Source organism: Bacillus sp. FAU20, assembly GCF_056033865.1.
On record NZ_JBVYHY010000027.1, the window covers coordinates 157,273 to 180,637 of the forward strand.

Consider the following 23,365-nt stretch of genomic DNA (forward strand, 5'->3'; position numbering starts at 1 on the left):
AAGGAGAGTTATATATGTTATTTACTGATGAATTACGTAACCATGTTGGGGAACTAGTGCAAGTTGTGACAGCTGTAGAAATCATTGCAGGCGTTCTTTTATCTGTGACGGATGGGGCAGTAATTGTTCGTACTTCTCCTTCTTATGGACCACCAGAAGATGTAGTTGTACGTATTCCTATTATTGCTTATGTTCGCTTGGAAGGGTAAGAGTGATGCAAGTATGAGAGTGTCAGTTGTGATTCCAGTGCATAATGAAGCAAGTACTTTATCAAAAGTTTTAATAGAAGTAAGAAAGCTCGAACCATATGAAATTATCATAGTAGATAATGGATCGACAGATGGTACGAAAGAAATAGCGCTACAGCATAATTGCCGTGTGATTTATTATAGATATTCCCTTGGTAATGATGTGGGACGGGCAATTGGTGCTAGAGAAGCAAAAGGTGAAATTGTTTTATTTTTAGATGGCGATATCGTCATGAAAAGTGAAGAATTATACAATTTTATTATAGGAATACAGCAAGGACATGAGATTGTTTTAAATAATTTAACATGGTCCGTTTATTTGAAGATGAGACCGCATTATACGACGGTTGGAAAATATATGTTAAACCGTTATTTGAACAAAAAAGAGTTTGTTGTAGGATCTTTAATTGCGATACCACATGCGATAAGTCGTGAAGTGATTGAAAAACTAGGATGGTGGAATTTAGCGGATCCAGCACTATTTCAAGCGATGGCGATGTCTAGAGGAGTAGATATTTCTGATATGGCTTCAGTTGATGTCATTTACACAAATAAAGTTCGTCCTGTCCATACGGGCACATCACCTGGCTCTCCTTATCCGAAAGCGACTAGTCGTATTATGGGTGATCATTTGCGTGCTTTACAATACGTAATTGAAACATACGGTAATCGCGGTGATTTTTCAGAGGACAATAGAGATAGAGAGTTTGTAGGAAAGTATAAACCAGTTTTATTACAAAAGAAAAAAGCGAAATATAGTGCCATTATCCCGGTATCAGAAGAGAAAACAACTATAAGGTCTGTTATACAAGAAGTGAAAGAAGCAGGTGTAGATGAAATTATAGTTGTCGCGAATGGAGCAGATGTTGAGACTGTTAAACAGACAAAGCTAGAGAATGTTATTGTTGTTGAATTTACGAAGGCGCTTGGACATAATGTAGCACGAGCAATAGGGGCCATGCATGCTACGGCAGATATTTGTTTATTCGTTGATGGTGATTTTGTTATTCCAGCAAAAAAACTCACTCCATTTTTACATGCTGTTGAAGATGGAAATGACGTGGTGCTAAATGATTTACAATGCTTATTAGATATGTTTCATCCAGCAGATCCAATTAGTATGGGAAAATACTTTTTGAATTTGGTAGCGAAAAGACCAGATTTATGGAATAACTCACTAACTGCTGTACCACATGCCATTCATAAGAAGGTAATAGAGAAAATAGGATATGACTCCCTTATCATTCCGCCATTAGCACAAGTGAAAGCTATTTTAGAAGGATTCTCTATTACAGCAGTAGAGTTAGTAGATGTTATAAAAACAAATCGAGTACGTCCAGAGCAACACGAATTTGTAAATGGACGTATTTCAGCATTTGATCGTATTTTCGGTGATCAAATTGAGGCGATTGCGTATTTATTACAACGTACGGACGAACGCGGTGGCTTTACTGATGGAGATAGAGATAGAGATATAATTCAACAATTGAGAAGGGAAGAAGAGAATACAAATGAATAGTAGTAAAGTAGCTATTATTGGGTTAGGGTATGTTGGCCTTCCTTTAGCAGTACATTTTGCAGAAAGAGGGCATACAGTACTTGGATTAGATAAAGATATTAGAAAAATAGATTCAATTATAAAAGGAGAAAGTTATATTCCGGATGTTTCTTCTAAAGAGTTACAAAGTTTATTGACCAAAAAAAAATTAACAGTAAATACACCGGATCAAGGCATTGCTGATTTTCAAAATAGTGATTATGTTATTGTCACTGTCCCGACTCCAATTAATGAACAAAGAGAACCAGACTTAAGTGCCCTCATTTCAGCTTCGCATTATATACAACAAAACCTTCAAAAAGGACAAACCTTCATTTTTGAAAGCTCCACATATCCAGGCACACTTGAAGAAGTCATCCTACCTATTATTTCTCAAAATGGTAAAAAGGTAGGTGAAGATTTCTATATCGGATATTCCCCTGAGAGAATTGATCCAGCAAATAGTCAATATTCAGTTCAAGTTATTCCAAAAGTTATTAGTGGACAAACAGAAAAGTGTAAACAAAAAGTACAGGAGTTGTATAGCACTACATTTGATGTAGTTGTTCCAGTTAGTTCTCCAAAAGTAGCGGAAATGTGTAAGTTATTTGAAAATATTCAGCGCCTAGTCAATATTTCCTTAGTAAATGAGTTAAACACACTATGTGAAAGTTTAGGAATTGATTTTTATGAGGCGCTTGAAGCCGCATCTACAAAACCATTTGGATTTACCCCATATTGGCCAGGACCAGGAATAGGAGGACATTGTATTCCAGTAGATCCTTTATATTTCCAATGGAGAATAAAAAAGAATGGGGAAATTAGTCAATTAATTGAGGCTGCACATGTGATTAATGAAGAAATGCCAGAGAAAATAGTCCGGAAAGTAAAAAGTGTGGTGCAATCACCTGCAACGGTGTTAATTGTAGGGATTGCGTATAAAAAAGATGTAAATGATTTGAGAGAATCACCAGCGTTACCGATTATTCAGTTATTAAGAAATAAAGGATACGAGATAGAATATCATGATCCTTATATTTCTTCCGCGGAAATGGGAGATAAGGTGTACCAATCTGTTTCTTTAGATGAAGAAAAAGTTAAAAAAGCGGATTGTATTTTAATTTTAACGGATCATTCAAATATTGATTGGAAGCTTTTTAAAGGAATGGATCAAGTAATAGATACACGCGGGATCGTAAAGAAGGTGAGTAAATGAGTAAGAAATGTTTAATTACAGGTGGGGCCGGATTTATCGGGTCGCATTTAGCTGAAGAGTTGATGAGAAGAGGTTATGAGGTCACTGTTGTGGATAACTTTTATAAAGGTAAAAATAAGTATCATAAAGAGTTGATGAAAGAAATCCGTGTTATTCCAATAAGTGTTTTAGATAAAAATTCTATTTATGAATTAGTAGATCAGCATGATGTCGTGTTTCATTTAGCAGCAATTTTAGGTGTGAAAACAACAATGGAAAAAAGTATAGAGCTCATAGAAACGAATTTTGATGGGACGAGAAATATTTTACAAGCAGCGTTAAAAGGAAAGAAGAAAGTAGTTTTTGCTTCTACTTCAGAAGTATATGGTAAGGCCAAGCCGCCTTTCTCTGAAGAGGGAGATCGATTATACGGGGCAACTTCTAAAATACGCTGGAGTTATGCAGTGTGTAAAACATTAGAAGAAACATTATGTTTAGGATACGCATTAGAAGGTTTACCGGTAACGATTGTTCGTTATTTTAATATTTATGGTCCAAGAGCGAAAGATGGTCCGTATGCAGGGGTAATCCCGCGATTTATTAGTGCGGCACTGCAAGGAGAAGACATTCTCGTATATGGAGATGGAGAGCAGACACGTTGTTTTACGTATGTAAGTGATGCGGTAGAGGCAACGATTCGAGCGATGGATGAAAAGGTAAATGGTGAAATTATTAACATAGGTTCTGAGAATGAAAAGAGTATAAAAGAAGTAGCAGAAGTAATTAAAAAACTAACGAAATCTTCTTCGAAAATTGTCCAAGTTCCTTTCGAAGAGGTATACCCACATGGATTTGAAGAAATTCCAAATAGAAGACCGGATGTTGCGAAATTAAGAGAACTTGTTCAGTTTCAAGCAGAAGTAACGTGGGAAGAAGGATTGAAAGAAACTATTAAGTGGTTCCGTGAAGAAAATAATGGCTAAGTCACTATCGGTCATTATACCTGTATGTAATGAAGTTGAAACGATTTCAGATGTTATCCAATCGGCAAAAGGATTAAATCCAATAGAGATTATTGTAGTAGCAAACGGTTGTAACGATGGTACAGAAGAGGTTGCTGATCATTTAGGGTGTAAAGTAATCAAGCATACGGAGCTACTAGGGAACGATGTTGGCCGTGCGGTTGGCGCAAAACACGCGATAGGTGATGTATTACTATTTATAGATGGTGATTTTGCTATTCAAACTTCCAAATTACAATTATTCCTGAATCCGATTTTACATGATCAGACCGACATCGTTTTAAATAACTTGGATGCATTATTTTTAAAAAGGCAAAAACCCAATTCTATTACAGTATGGCGCCAAATATTAAATGCAATGTTAGAGCGTGAAGAATTAAAAATTGATTCCTTATTAGATGCACCTCATGCGTTGACGAAAGAAGTCGTTCAAAGCATTGGATATGAAAGCTTTGTTAATCCTATTGTCGCTCATTTACGCCTAGTTCAAAGTGAATGGAGAATTAGTCGGCATTGTGCAATTGACGTTATTACGCCAAATAAATTTCGGCCGACCGAGCATGCTGCATATGGCACGGGTCTGTCGCAATCTGAAAAACGGATGATAGGTGATCATATAGAAGCTGTAGCGGAGCGAATAGTAGGTAGTGATGAGCGCGGAGGATATTATGATGGAAATAGGAAAAGGGATAGTGTCTATCATACTCTAGATTTCGAAGATTTTTATCAAGGTTGGGGCATTACATCTAAATTGTATAAAGGAAAGCAATTATCAGTCATTATTCCTGTACAAGATGAAGAGAAAACAATTGGAAATGTTATAGATGAACTTCGAAAAATTGAACCTTTTGAAATTATCGTTGTAGTAAATGGCTCGTCTGATCAAACCGCAACGATTGCAAAAGAAAAGGGAGCAACAACAATTGTATATAAAGAAGCACTTGGAAACGATGTAGGGCGTTCACTTGGAACTTACTTTGCAAAAGGCGATATTGTGTTGTTTATAGACGGTGACTTTGTTATCCCGGCTAGGGAACTATATCCTTTCGCAAAAGCTATTGCAGATGGAATGGATGTCGCATTAAATGATCTAAATCATTATTTAGATTTAAGAGTACCGCTTCATCTTGTAACTGCATTTAAATATGCATTAAATTTAGCTTGTGATAGAAAGGATTTAGGGGTAGGATCACTTATTGCGGTACCTAATGCATTTAGCCAAAAGTGTTTGAAAGCAATTGGGTATAAATCTTTATTGTCACCTTGTGTAGCACAAGTGAAGGCTCTTCTTTCTGGATTTGAAATTGCATGTGTATATCATGTTGAGGTTGATAAGATGAACCGTATTCGTCCCAGTGAACATTTCGCAAAAATAGGTCACCCTCCAGCTGTACTTCGAATTATAGGTGATCATATAGAGGGACTAGAGCAAATAATTGCATTAACAGACAATCGTGGCGGATTCTATGACGGCAATAGAAAAAGAGATGTTTTAGAGTAGTAACAAAAAAAGTGTACAACATATGTACACTTTTTTGTTCTGTTATAAAAACTATAACAGATTAGGAGATAAGAGTATTACAGCTCTACAATGGTTATTGTTCTTATATTACAAAATAGGACTCGTATATAAGGGTACCAAAAAAATACAATTAAGGAAAGGGTTAATTATAAAGACTTTTAAGTGAAGTTAACACTATACATATAGTAGTTTGCTCAATATTTCACAAACATGTCACAACTGTTTCGTTCACTTTCGCAAAAAAGTAGTATTCTAAGTGTGTAAGCTGTTATATAAAAAATCTTAGTCCTGTACTAATCAAAAATGGAGGAGATTAGGATGACTCAAGTATTAGAAAATGTTAAAAACGCATGGGAAAACTTTAAAGGTGAAAAATGGAAAGCTGAGATTGATGTTCGCGATTTCATTTTAAATAATGTAAACGTTTACGAAGGAGATGAATCTTTCTTAGCGGGAGCAACTGAAGCAACGAAACAACTTTGGGATCAAGTAATGGATTTAACAACAAAAGAACGTGAAAACGGTGGCGTTCTTGATATGGATACAAAAATCGTTTCTTCTATTACATCACATGAACCAGGATATTTAAATAAAGATATTGAAAAAGTAGTCGGTTTCCAAACTGATAAACCATTTAAACGTTCTTTACAACCATATGGTGGTATTCGTATGGCGGAACAAGCTTGTGAATCTTACGGATACGAAATGGATAAAGAACTTAGTCGTATTTTTAGAGATTGGAGAAAGACTCATAACCAAGGTGTATTCGATGCTTATACATCAGAAATGAGAGCTGCTCGTAAATCAGGTGTTATTACTGGTCTTCCAGATGCATACGGACGTGGACGTATTATCGGTGACTACCGTCGTGTAGCATTATATGGGGTAGATCATTTAATTGAAGCGAAAAAAGCTGATTTAAATTTAACTGGCGGTGTAATGAGCGAAGAGACAATGCGTTTACGCGAAGAGTTATCTGAGCAAATGCGTGCACTTCAAGAGTTAAAACAAATGGCTGCTGCTCATGGTTTTGATATTTCTAAGCCAGCAACAAATACGCAAGAAGCATTCCAATGGTTATACTTCGCATATCTTGCAGCAATTAAAGAGCAAAACGGAGCTGCAATGAGTCTTGGACGTACTTCTACATTCTTAGATATTTATATTGAAAGAGATTTAGCAAATGGTACTTTAACAGAAGAAGAAGTACAAGAAATTGTGGATCACTTCATTATGAAATTACGTCTTGTGAAATTTGCAAGAACTCCTGATTATAATGAATTATTCTCTGGTGACCCAACTTGGGTAACTGAGTCTATCGGTGGTATGGCATTAGATGGTCGTTCATTAGTAACAAAGAACTCATTCCGTTTCTTGCATACATTAGATAATTTAGGACCAGCTCCAGAACCAAACTTAACAGTTCTTTGGTCTAAACAATTACCACAAAACTTTAAAAACTACTGTGCAAAAATGTCTATTAAAACATCAGCAATTCAATATGAAAATGATGACATTATGCGTGCTGATTACGGCGATGACTACGGAATTGCTTGCTGTGTATCTGCAATGAGAATTGGTAAACAAATGCAATTCTTCGGCGCACGTGCAAACTTAGCAAAAGCATTACTATATGCGATTAACGGTGGTAAAGATGAAAAATCTAAAGCACAAGTTGGTCCTGAGTACGCACCGATTACTTCTGAAGTATTAGATTATGAAGAAGTTATGCATAAGTTTGATATGACAATGGAATGGTTAGCAGGCCTGTATTTAAACACATTAAATGTTATTCATTACATGCATGATAAATATAGCTACGAACGTATTGAAATGGCACTTCATGATACAAATGTTCTTCGTACAATGGCAACAGGTATCGCGGGTCTATCTGTAGTGGCAGATTCATTAAGTGCAATTAAATACGCAAAAGTAAAACCAATTCGTGATGAAAATGGTATTGCAGTTGACTTCGAGATTGAAGGAGATTTCCCTAAATACGGTAACAATGATGATCGTGTAGATGAGATTGCTGTAAATCTTGTAAAAACATTTATGAATAAACTTCGTAAACATAAAACATACAGAAATTCTGTTCATACAATGTCAATCTTAACAATCACATCTAACGTTGTATATGGTAAGAAAACTGGTAATACTCCAGATGGCCGCCGTACTGGAGAACCATTTGCACCAGGTGCGAACCCAATGCATGGACGTGATACAAAAGGTGCATTAGCTTCATTATTATCTGTGGCTAAATTACCATATAAAGATGCACAAGATGGTATTTCTAATACATTCTCTATTATTCCGAAAGCACTTGGTAAAGAAGATGATGTACAAGTACGTAACTTAGTATCAATGCTTGATGGCTATGCAGTAAAAGAAGGTCACCACTTAAATATTAACGTATTTAACCGTGAAACATTAATGGATGCAATGGAACATCCTGAGAAGTATCCACAATTAACAATTCGTGTATCTGGTTATGCTGTAAACTTTATTAAATTAACTCGTGAACAACAAATTGATGTAATTAACCGTACAATGCATGAAAGCATGTAAATGAAAAAAAGTGTCCCTTCGTTCTTAATATATAGCGAAGGGAGGCTGTTTCAATAAAGGAGGAAGTAACATGGTAAAAGGAAGAATACATTCTGTAGAGTCTTGTGGTACTGTTGATGGCCCAGGGATTCGTTATGTCATATTTACACAAGGGTGTTTATTACGTTGTCAATATTGTCATAATGCTGATACGTGGGAAATCGGTAAAGGTAAAGAAATAACAGTTGAAGAAGTGATGCAGGATGTGACATGTTACCTTCCATTTATTGAAGCTTCCGGAGGCGGTATAACAGTTAGCGGTGGAGAGCCATTATTACAGCTAGACTTTTTAATTGAGTTGTTTAAAAAGTGTAAAGAGGCTGGTATCCATACAACAATTGACTCTTCTGGTGGTTGTTATTCTGAAGAACCAGAATTCCAAAATAAGCTAGATATTTTAATGGATTATACAGATTTAGTTTTATTGGATCTGAAACATATCGATTCCAAAAAGCATCGTAAATTAACAGGGAAACCAAATGAACATATTTTACAATTTGCTCGTTATTTATCGGATAAGAATAAACCGATTTGGGTACGACACGTATTAGTCCCTGGTGTTACGGATAATGAAGAGGATCTACAAAAACTATCTAGCTTTATTCAAAGCCTGTCTAATGTTCAAAAAGTTGAAGTGTTACCATATCATAAGCTTGGTGTATATAAATGGGAGGCGCTTGGACACAAGTACCCACTCGCAAATGTAGAACCACCTACTGAGAAAAATGTAGAACATGCTAAACATATTTTACAAGCGGTCTAATCCAAATATTGGATTAGGCTTTTTGCTTTCTTTACAATAAAATCTAGAGTATATATTGATAAAAGAGTATACTGAAAGTAGAATATCCATAATTTTGTAAGGAATAAGTGGAGAAATTTACATAATTGTAAAGGGAAATCAAAATAGTAAAAAGAATTAAGAAGTAAAAGAGTGAGTATCATGGAATAGAGAACATTTGTAAGTTATTGCGAAAGCTCTTATAGGAAAGTATAATGTAAAGATATGAGCACAGATAGGATTAAGGGGTCAATCTTATATGCTTTGCATATCCACGACAGGTACATAGCTGAAAGGGAATTATTAGAATCTGTTTATGTAATTTTTAAGGAAAATGTTTTTCCTATTGTCGTATATGCAATATGGAGAAACAAAAAGCTAGGAGTGGATTTGTTTGATAAAAAACCCCAAGGTTTTAATATTAACTGCACATTACGGTAATGGTCATGTGCAAGTAGCAAAAACATTAGAACAAACATTTCGCCAAAAAGGAATTGAAGATGTTATTGTATGCGACTTGTTTGGAGAATCACATCCATTTATAACTGACATTACAAAATATCTATATTTAAAAAGTTATACAATAGGAAAAGAATTATATCGTTTGTTTTATTACGGGGTAGAAAAAATTTATGATAAGAAAATAGCATCTTGGTATGCGAACTTTGGAAGAAAACGTTTGAAAACACTGTTACAGGTGGAGAAACCAGATATTGTAATTAATACATTTCCAATTATCGCTGTACCAGAATTGAAGAAACAAACAGGTATTTCAATTCCTGTCTATAACGTATTAACGGATTTTTGCGTGCACAAAATATGGATTCATCGAGAAGTAGATCGTTATTTTGTTGCAACGGATCACGTGAAAGAATTGATGGTTGATATCGGTGTACCTGCGGAACAAATTGTTGAAACAGGAATTCCAATTCGGAGTAGTTTTGAGTTAAAGGTAAATCCAGAAATCATATATAATAAATATCAGTTATGTGAGAACAAAAAGATTTTACTAATTGTAGCAGGTGCTCATGGAGTATTAGGAAATGTAAAAGAACTATGCCAATCATTTATGTCAGTGCCTAATTTACAAGTAGTTGTCGTTTGTGGAAAAAATGAAGCTTTAAAACAGGATTTATTAAGTTTACAGAAGCAAAATTCCGATGCATTAAAAGTGTTTGGGTATGTTGAAAATATTGATGAATTATTCCGTGTTACTTCTTGTATGATTACGAAGCCAGGCGGAATAACATTAAGTGAAGCAGCAGCGTTGCAAGTACCTGTCATTTTATATAAGCCTGTTCCAGGACAAGAAAATGAAAATGCGATGTACTTTGAAAGAAAGGGAGCAGCAGTTGTCATTCGCGATGATAGTGAGGTTTTTGCTAAAACAGAGGCATTATTACAAGATGATGTGAAGCTTCTTCAAATGAAAGAAGCAATGAAAAGCATCTATCTTCCAGAGCCAGCTGGTCATATTGTAGATGCAATTTTGGCAGAAAATCATGCAGAACCGCGCCATATACCTATTAAATCACCTGCTCTTGCACAATCTTTTACTTAATATGAAACCCTCTTTGTATATGTAAAGAGGGTTCTTTATTATTTTCAAAGAAAATTTAGCCAGTTATCCACAAAAGGATTACGCTTTCATTAAACAGTAAAGTCGGAATATTAACAACTATATCCACATTGTCCACAATTTTTAGAAAAATATCCACAATTAAAACAGCTGATATATGCTTTAATATAGAAAAATATTAAATGTTTTTGAAAATTACTAACAATTTCATTGATTTTGTGGATAAAGTTGTCCACAGCAAAAAAGACCCTTATGTATAAGGGTCCTTTTTGCTTACTTCTATCAGTCGAGAAAATTGTGTAATGAAAATGAATAATTAGGGGGGAAACTTCTAATTATTCATTTTCACTTTAAATGCTTTTCGAGCGATATCCTGCTGCACGATCTGCTTTTTGAAATTCGCGTTGATAGAGAACTTCTTGTGTACTAGATAATGTGTTTTTTGCTTTATCACGTTTCTTTTTATCCATTACAAATCACCTCGTGTCTTAAAGTTACTATTTATCGTTTCCAAAGACATGAGGGGATATACGCATATGGAAAATGTTAACTATTGATTATTATTTCAGAAAATTAAGATTACGCTTCTTTTAATTGATGAGCATCTTGGAAGGTTGTATCTCGCATTGTAGCAAGTGTGTATTGATCTTTTGGAATTTCATATAAGTTATACACTTCTTCGTTTGCGTTAATTTCATCATATACGGCTTTTCTTGTTTCGTTTGCTAGATTCACATATTGCAGTTTTTCTGCAGCTTTAATAGAACGAATATTTATTTTACGAATACGCATGAAAATTGTTTCAATATCTAATTCATAGAAAAGTTCACTAAAAAATGAATCTTTTGCCAATTTATTATAGCCTTTTCCATGATATGGTTTGCCAAGCCATGTCCCGAGAAATCCAGCTTTTTCTTGCACATCAAATAAAGTAATTGTTCCGATAGGGTTACCCCATTCATCTAAAATTGTGCGTGAAATTAATTCACCACGCTCTTCAGCTTCAATCGTTTGTTTCGTTAAGAATAAATATTCTTCATAAGAATAAGCCTTTTGACGCACAAAAGGGAAGACAGCTGGATCCACCATTAACTCGTATAGAACGTGGCTGTCGTGTAAGTCGCGTTTTTTCAACATACTAACTCCTCCTCACACGAGGGTAGCATGACGAAAAAACACCCCACCCTCGAAATTTTTATATCAATCTTTAAAAAATTTCGGGGTGGGAATCGAACCCACTAGAACCAGTTTCTAACGCTGGTGGCGCACCATTTGCCTTCCCCATTCATCAATTTGAAAATGATAATCACGACACAAATTGATTATGGTTTCATTCAGTTTATAATCGTATAATACTTTATCTAGTCAAAAAAATAAACTAGTTTTTTTTATTTTTTTTGTAAATTATTTTTCCATCAATCATAGTTAGTACAGGCTTGGCTAAATAATGGAAAGGATGATGAGTCCATAACACGAGATCGGCGTCTTTTCCAACCTCGATGCTTCCAATTCTATCCTCTAAACGCAAATTTCGCGCTGGAAATATGGTGATTCCTTCTAGTGCTGTTTTCTCGTCTAACCCTTCTCTTACTGCGACAGCGGCACAAATATTTAAATATTGAATGGGTGTATAAGGATGATCTGTTGTTATAGAAACTTCCACACCATTTTTAGATAATATATGGTAAGTATCCCATGTCTTGTTTTTTAGTTCGATTTTAGAACGACGTGTCAGAGTGGGACCAACTGAAACCTTCAAATTGTGTTTCGAAAGCTCTTCAACAAGAAAGTGTCCTTCTGTACAATGTTCAATACGTAGATCAAGGTTGAATTCCGTTGCAAAGCGTAGCGCAGAACTAATATCATCTGCTCGATGGGCGTGGATACGTACGGGTATTTCACGACGTAATGCTTTTAAAATAGGAAGCATTCGAAAATCAGCTTCGTGCCCGTAGTGTTGCGCTTCATAGAATGATTCCCGAAGTAACCCCATAATCCCCATACGTGTAATGGATTCTTTTGTTCCATTACTATGGACTTTTTTAGGATTTTCTCCAAAGGCAATCTTTAAACCAGCAGGTTCTTGAATAATCATATGATCAATACAAGTTCCAGCTGTTTTTATTACACAAGTCGTACCCCCGATAATATTTTGACTGCCAGGCATAACGTGAACGGTTGTAATTCCGTTTTGTACAGCGTCTTGAAAGGCAATATCGAAAGGGTGGATCCCATCTAAAGAACGAATATGTGGTGTTGAAACTTCAGATGTTTCATTGGCATCATTTCCAGCCCAACCAGTACCCTCATCATAGAGACCAAGGTGAGTATGGACATCAATAAAGCCAGGTAAGAGATGGAGTGCTCGTGCATCTATAACGGTCATATCCTGAGTAGGTTGAATAAAAGGTTTGACCTCGGTAATTCGCTCTCCTGTAACGAGTACATCGCCTTGAAATTTTTGAGATGTAATAGGGTATACAATGGCTTGTTTGAGCAATATTTTCATAGGTACCTCATTTCTGTTACTTTATAATGCTAATGGAAGTTAAGGGAAAGTAACTGAAAGGTTATTTGTATGGTGATGCTTCGGATTCTAGAAAATGAAAGTTTTGAAAGAGCCCATGTAAAATTGTGTTTTAGAAGTACTACATTGTATGCGAAAGTATATTTTGTAATGCATGGTCTATTGCCGGAAATGTGTATTGGTATCCATGTTCAATTGCTTTAATGGGTAATACACGTTGCCCTTCTAGTACAAGTATGCTCATTTCACCTAATAAAGTTTGAATGATAAATGAAGGTACAGGCAACCAATGAGGTTTTTTCATTATAGTTGCAATGGTTTCTCCAAATTCCTTCATTCTTATAGGTGTTGGTGCTGTCATATTAAGAGGACCATCAATTTCTTTTTTGTGTATGATGAAATCCATCATACGAACGACATCGTCTATATGAATCCATGATAACCATTGCTTCCCAGAACCAATGGTGCCGCCGATATAGAATTGATAGGGAAGTAGCATTTTTGGAAGAGCTCCTCCATTTGCACCTAATACAACTCCAAATCTTGTGTAGATTGTTCGTATTCCGAGAGAACTTGCTTTAGATGCTTCTTGTTCCCATGAATATACTGTATTTGCTAAAAAGTCATTTCCAGGAGTCTTATGCTGTTCTGTAAAAGATTCTATTTCAGACGTTCCATAGTATCCAATAGCACTTGCGTTAATAAATGTGTGTGGTTTTGTATGGAGTGTTTGCAATTGTTTAATGAGTCCTTTTGTTGTTTGAATTCTACTGTTTAAAATGGCTTTCTTTTGTTGCTTTGTCCATCTACTATTAATAGACTCTCCGGCTAGATTAATAACTACATCAATAGAAGAGAGGGGGAAGGTTTGTAAATCCGGTGTCCATTGAACATACTGAAGGTTAGGGTCGGAAGTTTCAGTAGTTTTTTTTCGTGTGAGAATGTAAACAGTATATCCTTTTTGAATAAAAAAAGTAGAAAGGTATTTGCCGATAAAGCCTGTACCACCAGAAATTGCGATTTTCACAAGTATTTCCTCCTCATTATATATATTCTTGAAAAGAAAAAATGTTCCTCGACTATGTTAAAATAATAGAGAGGTGAGAGTATGGCTGTCATTACAAAAATCGAAGTACAAAAACGATCGAAAGAACGATTTAATATTTATATTGATAAAGGTCAAGGCGAAGAGTACGGATTTAGTGTGGATCAAGTAATCTTAATAAAACATGGATTACAAAAAGGATTAGAAATTGATGAAATCGAGTTAGGAAATATTTTGTATAATGAAGAAGTACAAAAAGCATATTTACAAGCAATCTCCTATTTATCCTATCAAATGAGAACAAAACAAGAAATAGAAGATTTTTTACGAAAAAAAGAAGTGGGACAGGCCATCATCTCTGAAGTCGTTTCGAAATTATTACATGACCGATATATTAATGATAAAGAGTATGCTGTTTTATATACGCGAACGCAAAGTAATGTGAATCGAAAAGGTCCAACTGTTATTAAAAGAGAGCTATTAAATAAAGGTGTTCAGGATTTAATTATTACACATAGTTTACAAGAATATCCAAAGGAAAAGCAAATTGAGAATGCTTCGTTTCTCATAGAAAAGAAGAAAAAATCTTATCAAAAGCATTCTTTTTTACAAATGAAACTAAAGTTAGATGAGATGCTTGTTCGAAAAGGATATTCTAGAGAAGTAATTCAGATTTGTTTGGAAGAATTGAAAGACGAAAAAGATGACGAAAAGCAACAAGAAGCGTTACACTATCATGGGAATAAATATTATGAGAAATATAAGAAGCATGATGGATGGACATTTGAAAACAAGATGAAACAAGCGTTATATCGAAAAGGATTCTCTATTGATGAAATCGAGATATTTTTGCAAATGAAACGCGAAGAGGAATGAGGAGAATAAGATGAATATGCCAAAACGCTACAGTGAAATGACACCGCATGAGCTAAGGGAAGAAATTGGCGCTTTGAAGGAGCAAGCAGTAAAAGCTGAGCAGCTTGGGATTGTCAATGAATTTGATGTATTAATGAGAAAAATGGCAATGGCTCGTGCTTATATGACGGATATAAACAAATTCCGTATTGGTGAAACATATGAATTAGTAGAAGAACCTGGTGTATTATTTAAAATTACGTATTTCAATGGGGTATTTGCTTGGGGATATAAGCAAAATGATAATGAAGAGATTGGCATACCAATTTCCTTATTGCAAGAAAAATAAAAACCAGAGAGCACATATCTCTCTGGTTTTCATCTTTGGTAGGCGTTAAAGGAGATAGGAGATTCTAAAATTGGCGTTTTTTACATTCATTTGCCAATATAATGAGAGACTGGGTTTGTTGCGTCTGTCCGTTAACTTGCGCTTTCGCATGTTTTGGACGAGTCCACGTATGGTTAAATAATTCAGAACGACTATCTAAGCGATCACGGTAGCTCATCTTTATCACCTCGTGTAGGAAGTTAATTTAATTTGTACTACTCTTCCTGCTGATTTGCAGCACGCATACGTTCTTGTGGGTGCGTGTTAATTGTGCCGTTAGGTCGTTTCGAAGCGAAGCGTGATTTCGCTTTCGGTTGACCGTCGATTTTGCTGTTATTTTTTGACTCAGACCAAAATTCGGCTTGTTTACCCATTGCGAACGCCCTCCTCATTATCGGTTGATACCTCTTCTTTAAGAAGTATCAATTATAGAATGTGCAAAATTGAAGAAACTATCCTTTAGAAATGAAGGGATAAATAGGTAAAAGGAGATTATAATATGAATGATATTTATGAAATATTAACGAAAGAATTATTAGACAAGAATGACAAGCTTTCTTACGCACAAGCTCGTGCGTGGGTTGAGTTACTATGGGAAGATTTTCAAACAACTTATGCCAAATCAGGTCGTTATCAAGGCGATGAAATGACGGAACAAGTGGTACGATCATGGATTAATAATCATGGTATACGCCTTCATGAAATGCGTACAAATAATCCGAAGTATAGCCATTTAATTAATCAAGAAGATCATTTGAAACATTAAAAAAAGCGACTTAAGTCGCTTTTTTTAATGTGGAAGTAATTCTAGTTTTTTTCGAAGTTTTTCTTCACTAAAAATCCATCCTGTATAGGAGCTAATAATATTTAAATTGTGGTCGAGCTGAACGATCGCGACAAATGGATAATAATCTTTACTTCGGTATCGTAAATCAATGAATCGTACTTCGTAATAATGATCATGATCAAAAATATCCCAGCGATATACAGGAGAGAAAGATAAGAAGGCTGAGATGTTTTCATCTTGTTTAGCTGCTCGCATAATATCATTGTCTGGGAACGGTACCCGATCGAACTTATCATATATCATGATGTTACCACGATGCCATCTCGCAACGTAGTAATAATCAGCCGTAACGACTGCTAAATGATAATGATAAAATCGGTAAGAAGGAGAAATGATAATCTTCTCGACATTGTTGAAACGTTTGTGTACAACGCTTCTTATATTTCTATGCATCATAATCCGTCCGATATAGTAAATAATCATTAATATATATGCTGCTAAGGCTGTATATCCTTTATGAGAACCGACGAGCATGCAAGCAATTGCAAGTATATGGATAAAGAAAATTACGGTATCGAATGTATTAATTATGCCAAGTGCGACCCATTTTTTTGTGAAAGGTCGTAATGCTTGTGTACCATAGGCGTTGAAAATATCTACAAAGACGTGAAGAAAGACGGCAATAAATGACCAAAGTAGTAAATGAAGATATGGAGCTTCTGAAAAGAAGGCGAAAGAGATGCCACTTATAAGGAATGACCAAAGAATTACCGCGGGAATGGAATGAGTAATCCCACGATGATTTCTTATATATTTAGCGTTATTACGCAATTTTAAAACTGTGTCAATGTCAGGAATGTTGGAACCAGCAATTGTAGCAAGCATAACAGCTTGAGGGCCAATATCACTTTGTGCTATGGCTGGATCTAATGTTGCTAAGCTACCTAAAGTGATACCCATAACAAGGTGAGTGGCTGTGTCCATAGAAATCCACCTCCGTTTTTTTATTAATGTAACTCTTTTTATTCGATACCTCAAGTCCTTTGCCTTCTATTTCCTATGTCATCTTACTTAAATTTTTTCCTAAAATCTTTATAATAGTACTTATATGCAAAAAAATGAGGGGGATCAAGTTTGACACTTGAAATACTAAACAATTTTAATATAGAGCAGTTTCAAAATGATTTAATTGGTTGGTTTGAAGAAGAACAGCGCGACTTGCCATGGAGAAAGAATAAAGATCCATACCGCGTTTGGGTTTCTGAAATTATGTTACAGCAAACAAGAGTAGAAGCTGTAAAACCATATTACGCAAATTTTATGGGGAAGTTTCCTACACTTGAAGCGTTAGCGAACGCAGATGATGAAGAAGTATTAAAAGCATGGGAAGGTTTAGGATATTATTCTAGAGCACGTAATTTACATGCGGCAGTAAAAGAGGTAAAAGAAGTATACGGCGGGGTTGTACCAAGTGATGTAAAGAAAATTGAAAAGTTAAAAGGAGTTGGACCATATACAAAAGGTGCTATTTTAAGTATCGCATATGGTATACCAGAGCCGGCAGTTGATGGAAATGTTATGCGTGTATTATCTCGCATTTTATCAGTATGGGATGATATTGCAAAACCAAAGACTCGAAAAGTTTTTGAAGAGATTGTGCGTGAAATTATTTCGACTGAAAATCCATCTTATTTTAATCAAGGTTTGATGGAATTAGGTGCACTAATTTGTATTCCGAAAAATCCAGCATGCTTACTTTGTCCTGTACGTGAACATTGCAGGGGATATGCTGAAGGTGTTCAAAAGGAGTTACCAGTAAAAAGTAAAGCGAAAGCTCCGACGATGGTACCCCTTGTTGCAGGAGTACTTCAAACGGAAGATGGTCGTTACGTCATTAATAAACGTCCAAGTACCGGATTATTAGCTAACATGTGGGAATTTCCGAATATTGAACTTGGCGAAGGGATTCGAAATCAGAAAGAGCAGCTTATAGATTATATGAAAGAGAAATTTGAGCTCGGGGTTTCTATTGATGAGTACGCAATGAATGTACAACATACGTTTACACATCGTACTTGGGATATATTTGTATTTTACGGAAAAGTAACCGGTAATATTGTTGATACAGATACATTAAAATTTGTATCGAAAGAAGCATTCGAGCAATTGCCTTTCTCGAAATCACATCGTACTATTTACGAAAATTGCGTGGAGAAAATTACAATGCAATAAATAAAAAAAGTGTTCCCAATCTAGGGAACACTTTTTTAATCGTAAGAAATTTTTGTCCCATGAGTCCAACTAGCTTCGCCTTCTTGTAAGCCGCCTCTTGATTCGATTTCTACTACAATTTCTTTGTAAATACTTTGCCCTTCGGCGTTTAAATAAGGCAAAATTTGTTGTAATGAATGATGAAAATAAGCTAATTCATCTTCTTTCCACTCATTTTTTGAAACCATCGTTAGTTCAGTCATATCGCGTCCTATATACATATTCCCACCTCCATTTCTTATAGTTTGAATAAGTAACAAAAGATATATGCGGAAATTATTCAAAAGAAAATTACGGATAGCTTCTAAGTGAATTGGTTACATTATTGATTGTGGAGGTGAGAAAGATGAGTAAAAAACAACAAGGTTATAACAAGGCAACTTCTGGTGCTAGCATTCAAAGTACAAATGCTAGTTATGGTACAGAGTTTTCAACTGAAACAGATGTGCAAGCAGTAAAACAAGCAAACGCACAATCAGAAGCAAAGAAAGCACAAGCTTCTGGTGCACAAAGTGCAAACGCTAGTTATGGTACAGAATTTGCAACTGAAACAGACGTGCATGCTGTGAAAAAACAAAATGCTAAGTCAGCTGCAAAACAATCACAATCTTCTAGCTCAAATCAGTAATGAAAGAAAAACACTTCTCTAATTCGTGAGGAGTGTTTTCTTTGTGCGTGGATCGTTGTAATGAAAAGAAAGTGAACGACATAACTTCTAATAAGTCAACAAATGTAGTCAAAGGAGAAGGCAGTTAACAATTAGAATTATGTAATTAGGAATAATAACTGATGAATAAGTCCAAAAGGGGGTAAGTGATGAACGATTTTGATAAGTTGGTAGGGGAGCAATTAGAAACGATGGATGAGTTGTTAAAGTTACAAGCACATCTAGAGAAGTATCAACAAATTGAAATGAATGAAAAAGATACGTGTGATAAAAAAGAACTGCATTTTATCCGCCAGGAAATATATAGAACAGAAGTAGCATTGAAGATGTTACATGAGAAATTTGAAGAACAAACGAATAGTGTAATCCAATCTTTTGAAAATGAAAAAATGATTTCAAATTTAGGATAAGATATATTATTACTTTCAGATGAAAAGTCCTTCAATAGAGAGGGACTTTTTCTATTACATGTCCTCTTTTATAAATAATACAGTACAATCCTTGTTTCCTGAGAAGATTGGGGATTATTGTATTCAACAATAAACATTCTGCATATTCACTGTGAAAAATAGAGTCTTGTCCCTTTAGTTTTAAAATTTCGACAAAAAAGTTATAATAGAAAAAAAGTGAATGCCGTTCAAAGGGCATTTGCAGTTGAAAGAAGGGAGCATATATGGGATTTCCCAAAGAAGGAGAAAAAGTACAAATACATAGTTATAAACATAATGGCTCCATTCATAGAATGTGGGAAGAAACAACAATTTTAAAAGGGACACAGAGTCTTGTAATCGGAGCGAATGATCGTACAGTAGTTACAGAATCGGATGGCCGAACATGGATTACTCGTGAACCAGCAATTTGTTATTTTCATGCCAACTATTGGTTTAATGTGATTGGGATGCTTAGGGAAGATGGCGTATATTATTATTGTAATTTAAGCTCACCTTTTGCGTATGATCCTGAAGCATTAAAGTATATTGATTATGATTTAGATATTAAAGTATATCCAGATATGACATATACGCTTCTAGATGAAGATGAGTATGAAAAACATAGTCAAATTATGCAGTATCCACCTGTTATTGATACAATTTTAAAACGAAATGTAGCACATTTAACACAGTGGATTCATCAAAGAAAAGGTCCATTTGCACCAGATTTCGTAGATATGTGGTATGAACGATATTTAATGTACAGAAATTAAAACAAACCTGCAGGGGGCTTCCCGGCAGGTTTGTCCTATTAGAGGGGGGATTATGTGCAAGGCATAAAAAGATATTTACAATTTGTTAAACCATATCGATGGCTTATTGCTATTACAATTATTATTGGGCTAGTTAAATTCGGTATCCCACTTATTATGCCGTGGTTATTAAAGTATATTATAGATGATGTAATTCAAGGCGCGGGCTCACTTCAAGATAAAACATCTCAATTAATAACAGCGATTGGAATTGCTTTTTTTATTTTTGCGGTATTAAGACCACCGATTGAATATTATCGTCAATATTTCGCACAACGTATCGCAAATACAATACTGTATGATTTGCGGAAGCATATTTTCGGTCACTTACAAAAGTTAAGTTTACGTTATTATTCCAATACAAAAACAGGGGAGATTATTTCGCGTGTCATCCATGATGTAGAACAAACGAAGGATTTTGTAATTACTGGTTTGATGAACGTCTGGTTAGATACTGCAACAATTGCTATTGCTATCATTGTTATGTTTTCTATGAATATAAAATTAACATTTGTTGCGTTATTGATTTTACCTATTTATGTAATTGCAGTGAAATATTTTTTCGGACGTCTTCGGAAATTGACGAAAGAGCGTTCACAAGCGTTAGCGACGATGCAAGGGTATTTGCATGAACGTATTCAAGGAATGCAAGTGACACGTAGCTTTGCGTTAGAAGAGTATGAGGGGAAGCAGTTTGAAAAAAGAAATAATGAATTTTTAACGAAAGCATTAACCCATACAAGTTGGACGGCGAGAACATTTTCGGCAGTAAATACGTTAACCGATTTAGGTCCGTTACTTGTGATTGGTTTTGCAGCATATGAAGTAATTCAGGGGCAGTTAACGCTAGGGACGATGGTTGCTTTTGTTGGATATATGGATAGTTTATATAGTCCGCTTCGCCGCCTTGTTAATTCATCCACAACATTAACACAATCTTTTGCATCGATGGACCGTGTGTTTGAACTGTTAGATGAAAAATACGATATTGTTAATGTGCCAAATGCAGTACAAACGAAAAAATTAAATGGAGAAATTGTATTTGACAATGTTTCTTTTCGTTATAATGCAGATGAAAAAGAGATATTACACAACTTGTCATTAACTATGCAGCCTGGAGAGAAAGTAGCGCTTGTAGGAGCGAGTGGGGGAGGGAAGTCATCTCTTGCTAGTTTGATCCCGCGTTTCTATGATGTTTCTGAAGGCGCGGTTTATGTAGATGGCATAGATGTAAGAAAGTATAATATGAGAAATTTGCGTAGTCATATTGGAATTGTACTGCAAGATAATTTATTGTTTAGCGATACAATTGGAGCTAATATTCTATATGGAAATCCGAAAGCTACAGAGAAAGAAGTGATTGCAGCTGCCAAAGCTGCGCAAATTCATGATTTTATTATAGACTTACCAGATGGTTATAATACTGTCGTTGGAGAACGTGGTGTGAAGCTATCGGGCGGGCAAAGGCAACGCGTGGCAATTGCACGCGTATTTCTAAAGAATCCGTCGGTACTTATATTGGATGAAGCAACTTCGGCTTTAGATTTAGAAAATGAAAGGTATATTCAAGAGGCGCTTCAGACGTTAGCTGCTGACCGGACAACGATTATAATTGCACATCGATTAGCGACGATTACGCATGTTGATACGATTATTTACATTGAAGACGGTGAGATTAAAGAAACAGGTTCTCATGAAGAGTTAATGCGAAAAAGAGGATTTTATTATAATTTATATCAACTTCAACATATAACAGAAACAGCTCCTTTAGCATAAAAGGAGCTGTTTTTTATTCGTCTTCTTTTTTATCATCGATTTGGAGTTCTTTTTCTGGTTTATGGTATGTGTAGAAGCTATCTACAAGTAAATCTAAATGCTCTACTTCTTCACTATAGTTAATGATGGAAGAAATAAGAGGGAAGAGATGTAACCATGTTTTATATGCTTCTTCATCGTCCTTATTTTGATATTCCATAAAGATATCAATTAATTCTTGTTTACCTGTTTCGACTTCATCAAGCATTTCAACTGATTGTTGTTTTTTTGCTTTACCAATAAATTTTAATAAAACTTGTTCATGATAATGCGTTAATGAATCAAGTTCGTTTTGGATAGATTCCTGAAATTCCTCTGGCATATAGCGCAGTTCATTTTCAGTACGGTGTAATGATTTTAACGTACTTAAAGCACGGCTTGTTGTCGCTAACATTTGTCTGAATAAAACGAGCTTACGAATTTTTGCGAACTTTACTTTTTTCGTGTAGCTTCTTTCTTCTTTATACAGCAAATAGTAATGGTTTAGTTTGATCATTTTTTCTTTCATACGATCAATATCAGTTTTTAGCGTTGTAAAATCAGAAGCCTGCCTGCTATTCATTCGAATCCATTTTACAATTTCTTCTGTATTATCAACGATACGATGATAAAGTTTTGTTTCATATTTCGGCGGCATAAATACTAAATTTACAAGTGAAGCCGCAATAATACCAATCATAATCGTCGCAAATCGAAGTAAGGCAAAACTAAAGAAATCTTCGCCTTGATACTCCATAATGGCGATAACTGTTACTAAAGCAATTGATATTGTGTTTTCTAATCGTAATTGTAATGTAAGAGCAATTACTAATATACATGTTAATCCAATAATAAAAGGATTATGTCCAAAAGCAGTAGCAAATGCGATAGCAAATATCGCACCAATTACATTTGCTTGAATTTGTTCAAGTGCTGTTAAATAAGAACGGTATACAGACGGTTGAACAGCAAAAATAGCTGAAATTCCCGCAAATACCGGACTCGGTAATTGAAGTAAAATACAAGCAAATAAAGCTAACGTGATGGCAATACCCGTTTTTAAAATGCGAGCACCAAGTTTCATACCCTTAATAAGATCCTTTCTCTTGTCATAATGAATGTACAACATGATACTATACATTCATTACAATATGTTAGCAAGTGATATTTTAGTGACGTTAAAAGAAATTAGTATTCATTTTATCCCGCTAATTGTGAGCAGTAAGATTCACGCCTCAAAATTCAGAAGCTGGATGCCAGTAAACGTCCGATTGGTGTAGGCTAATTAAAGTTTCAC

Annotated in this window: 25 protein-coding genes; 16 read left to right on the top strand and 9 right to left on the bottom strand. The window is 35.2% G+C overall.

All coding sequences use genetic code 11. The annotated features are described in order from the left end of the window. The first annotated feature begins 14 nt into the window (after positions 1 to 14). The 8 genes from AC0OM3_RS26490 (at position 15) to AC0OM3_RS26525 (ending at position 10,473) form a co-directional block, all read left to right on the top strand. Positions 15 to 209, top strand: a complete 195-nt coding sequence (locus AC0OM3_RS26490) for an LSm family protein (RefSeq protein WP_000899469.1) — start codon at positions 15 to 17, stop codon at positions 207 to 209. 13 nt (positions 210 to 222) lie between these two features. Next, positions 223 to 1,767, top strand: coding sequence for a glycosyltransferase family 2 protein (locus AC0OM3_RS26495; RefSeq protein WP_474213346.1), 1,545 nt, complete (start codon positions 223 to 225; stop codon positions 1,765 to 1,767). Next, positions 1,760 to 3,001: a nucleotide sugar dehydrogenase gene (locus AC0OM3_RS26500; RefSeq protein WP_001088928.1), complete on the top strand. Its 1,242-nt coding sequence runs from the start codon at positions 1,760 to 1,762 to the stop codon at positions 2,999 to 3,001. Before AC0OM3_RS26495 ends, AC0OM3_RS26500 begins: the two co-directional genes overlap by 8 nt. Then, the gene (locus tag AC0OM3_RS26505; RefSeq protein WP_000037019.1) at positions 2,998 to 3,963 is read left to right on the top strand and encodes an NAD-dependent epimerase/dehydratase family protein; all 966 of its coding nucleotides are present in this window, start codon (positions 2,998 to 3,000) and stop codon (positions 3,961 to 3,963) included. Before AC0OM3_RS26500 ends, AC0OM3_RS26505 begins: the two co-directional genes overlap by 4 nt. After that, positions 3,956 to 5,503, top strand: coding sequence for a glycosyltransferase family 2 protein (locus tag AC0OM3_RS26510; protein WP_474213348.1), 1,548 nt, complete (start codon positions 3,956 to 3,958; stop codon positions 5,501 to 5,503). Before AC0OM3_RS26505 ends, AC0OM3_RS26510 begins: the two co-directional genes overlap by 8 nt. 339 nt (positions 5,504 to 5,842) lie before the next feature. Then, positions 5,843 to 8,092 (top strand): formate C-acetyltransferase, encoded by a 2,250-nt coding sequence (gene pflB / locus AC0OM3_RS26515; protein ID WP_000195482.1) that lies wholly within the window; start codon positions 5,843 to 5,845, stop codon positions 8,090 to 8,092. A 70-nt stretch (positions 8,093 to 8,162) separates the two neighbouring features. Then, complete coding sequence (gene pflA / locus AC0OM3_RS26520; protein WP_000238466.1) at positions 8,163 to 8,894, top strand: pyruvate formate-lyase-activating protein; 732 nt, start codon at positions 8,163 to 8,165, stop codon at positions 8,892 to 8,894. A 412-nt stretch (positions 8,895 to 9,306) separates the two neighbouring features. Next, positions 9,307 to 10,473 carry a diglucosyl diacylglycerol synthase gene (locus tag AC0OM3_RS26525; protein ID WP_000594687.1) on the top strand — a complete coding sequence of 389 codons (1,167 nt, stop codon included), beginning with the start codon at positions 9,307 to 9,309 and terminating at the stop codon, positions 10,471 to 10,473. Between the two features lie 368 nt (positions 10,474 to 10,841). On the opposite strand, the gene AC0OM3_RS26530 is transcribed toward AC0OM3_RS26525, so the two are convergent. The 4 genes from AC0OM3_RS26530 to AC0OM3_RS26545 all read right to left on the bottom strand — a co-directional run bounded on the left by AC0OM3_RS26530 (position 10,842) and on the right by AC0OM3_RS26545 (position 14,045). Then, positions 10,842 to 10,961, bottom strand: a complete 120-nt coding sequence (locus AC0OM3_RS26530; protein WP_000358482.1) for a YfhE family protein — start codon at positions 10,959 to 10,961, stop codon at positions 10,842 to 10,844. A 109-nt stretch (positions 10,962 to 11,070) separates the two neighbouring features. Next, positions 11,071 to 11,628 carry a GNAT family N-acetyltransferase gene (locus AC0OM3_RS26535; protein WP_000914737.1) on the bottom strand — a complete coding sequence of 186 codons (558 nt, stop codon included), beginning with the start codon at positions 11,626 to 11,628 and terminating at the stop codon, positions 11,071 to 11,073. Between the two features lie 241 nt (positions 11,629 to 11,869). Further along, positions 11,870 to 13,000 carry an amidohydrolase gene (locus AC0OM3_RS26540; protein WP_000698317.1) on the bottom strand — a complete coding sequence of 377 codons (1,131 nt, stop codon included), beginning with the start codon at positions 12,998 to 13,000 and terminating at the stop codon, positions 11,870 to 11,872. A gap of 139 nt (positions 13,001 to 13,139) precedes the next feature. Then, positions 13,140 to 14,045, bottom strand: a complete 906-nt coding sequence (locus AC0OM3_RS26545) for a TIGR01777 family oxidoreductase (protein WP_000684401.1) — start codon at positions 14,043 to 14,045, stop codon at positions 13,140 to 13,142. A gap of 81 nt (positions 14,046 to 14,126) precedes the next feature. On the opposite strand from AC0OM3_RS26545, the gene recX reads away from it, so the two are divergent. Both recX and AC0OM3_RS26555 read left to right on the top strand, forming a co-directional pair. Then, positions 14,127 to 14,939, top strand: a complete 813-nt coding sequence (gene recX, locus AC0OM3_RS26550) for a recombination regulator RecX (RefSeq protein WP_000268503.1) — start codon at positions 14,127 to 14,129, stop codon at positions 14,937 to 14,939. Between the two features lie 10 nt (positions 14,940 to 14,949). Then, positions 14,950 to 15,267, top strand: coding sequence for a YfhH family protein (locus tag AC0OM3_RS26555; RefSeq protein ID WP_001057024.1), 318 nt, complete (start codon positions 14,950 to 14,952; stop codon positions 15,265 to 15,267). 64 nt (positions 15,268 to 15,331) lie between these two features. Here the strand turns inward: AC0OM3_RS26555 and AC0OM3_RS26560 are convergent, their stop codons facing one another. Continuing rightward, positions 15,332 to 15,484 carry a YpzG family protein gene (locus AC0OM3_RS26560; protein WP_000122093.1) on the bottom strand — a complete coding sequence of 51 codons (153 nt, stop codon included), beginning with the start codon at positions 15,482 to 15,484 and terminating at the stop codon, positions 15,332 to 15,334. A 37-nt stretch (positions 15,485 to 15,521) separates the two neighbouring features. Next, complete coding sequence (locus AC0OM3_RS26565) at positions 15,522 to 15,680, bottom strand: small, acid-soluble spore protein K (RefSeq protein ID WP_000517891.1); 159 nt, start codon at positions 15,678 to 15,680, stop codon at positions 15,522 to 15,524. 125 nt (positions 15,681 to 15,805) lie between these two features. On the opposite strand from AC0OM3_RS26565, the gene AC0OM3_RS26570 reads away from it, so the two are divergent. Next, on the top strand, positions 15,806 to 16,072 hold the full coding sequence (locus AC0OM3_RS26570) for a YfhJ family protein (protein WP_000998165.1): 267 nt from the start codon (positions 15,806 to 15,808) through the stop codon (positions 16,070 to 16,072). A gap of 24 nt (positions 16,073 to 16,096) precedes the next feature. Here the strand turns inward: AC0OM3_RS26570 and AC0OM3_RS26575 are convergent, their stop codons facing one another. Then, on the bottom strand, positions 16,097 to 17,077 hold the full coding sequence (locus AC0OM3_RS26575; RefSeq protein ID WP_000379107.1) for a metal-dependent hydrolase: 981 nt from the start codon (positions 17,075 to 17,077) through the stop codon (positions 16,097 to 16,099). A 150-nt stretch (positions 17,078 to 17,227) separates the two neighbouring features. On the opposite strand from AC0OM3_RS26575, the gene mutY reads away from it, so the two are divergent. Next, positions 17,228 to 18,325: an A/G-specific adenine glycosylase gene (gene mutY, locus AC0OM3_RS26580; RefSeq protein ID WP_000171393.1), complete on the top strand. Its 1,098-nt coding sequence runs from the start codon at positions 17,228 to 17,230 to the stop codon at positions 18,323 to 18,325. 35 nt (positions 18,326 to 18,360) lie between these two features. Here mutY and AC0OM3_RS26585 read toward each other — a convergent pair whose 3' ends face one another. Then, positions 18,361 to 18,585, bottom strand: coding sequence for a hypothetical protein (locus tag AC0OM3_RS26585; protein WP_000275447.1), 225 nt, complete (start codon positions 18,583 to 18,585; stop codon positions 18,361 to 18,363). A gap of 125 nt (positions 18,586 to 18,710) precedes the next feature. On the opposite strand from AC0OM3_RS26585, the gene AC0OM3_RS26590 reads away from it, so the two are divergent. From AC0OM3_RS26590 to AC0OM3_RS26605, 4 genes are all read left to right on the top strand, one after another. Beyond that, entirely contained in the window at positions 18,711 to 18,992 is a 282-nt protein-coding gene (locus AC0OM3_RS26590; RefSeq protein ID WP_000039044.1) for a gamma-type small acid-soluble spore protein, read from the top strand. A 188-nt stretch (positions 18,993 to 19,180) separates the two neighbouring features. Beyond that, positions 19,181 to 19,441, top strand: a complete 261-nt coding sequence (locus AC0OM3_RS26595; protein WP_000997576.1) for a YgaB family protein — start codon at positions 19,181 to 19,183, stop codon at positions 19,439 to 19,441. A gap of 263 nt (positions 19,442 to 19,704) precedes the next feature. After that, positions 19,705 to 20,235, top strand: a complete 531-nt coding sequence (gene ntdP / locus AC0OM3_RS26600; RefSeq protein WP_000506624.1) for a nucleoside tri-diphosphate phosphatase — start codon at positions 19,705 to 19,707, stop codon at positions 20,233 to 20,235. A gap of 54 nt (positions 20,236 to 20,289) precedes the next feature. Continuing rightward, positions 20,290 to 22,050, top strand: a complete 1,761-nt coding sequence (locus AC0OM3_RS26605) for an ABC transporter ATP-binding protein (RefSeq protein ID WP_001161595.1) — start codon at positions 20,290 to 20,292, stop codon at positions 22,048 to 22,050. A gap of 13 nt (positions 22,051 to 22,063) precedes the next feature. Here AC0OM3_RS26605 and AC0OM3_RS26610 read toward each other — a convergent pair whose 3' ends face one another. Then, positions 22,064 to 23,152, bottom strand: coding sequence for an aromatic acid exporter family protein (locus tag AC0OM3_RS26610; protein ID WP_000765787.1), 1,089 nt, complete (start codon positions 23,150 to 23,152; stop codon positions 22,064 to 22,066). Between the last annotated feature and the right edge of the window lie 213 nt (positions 23,153 to 23,365).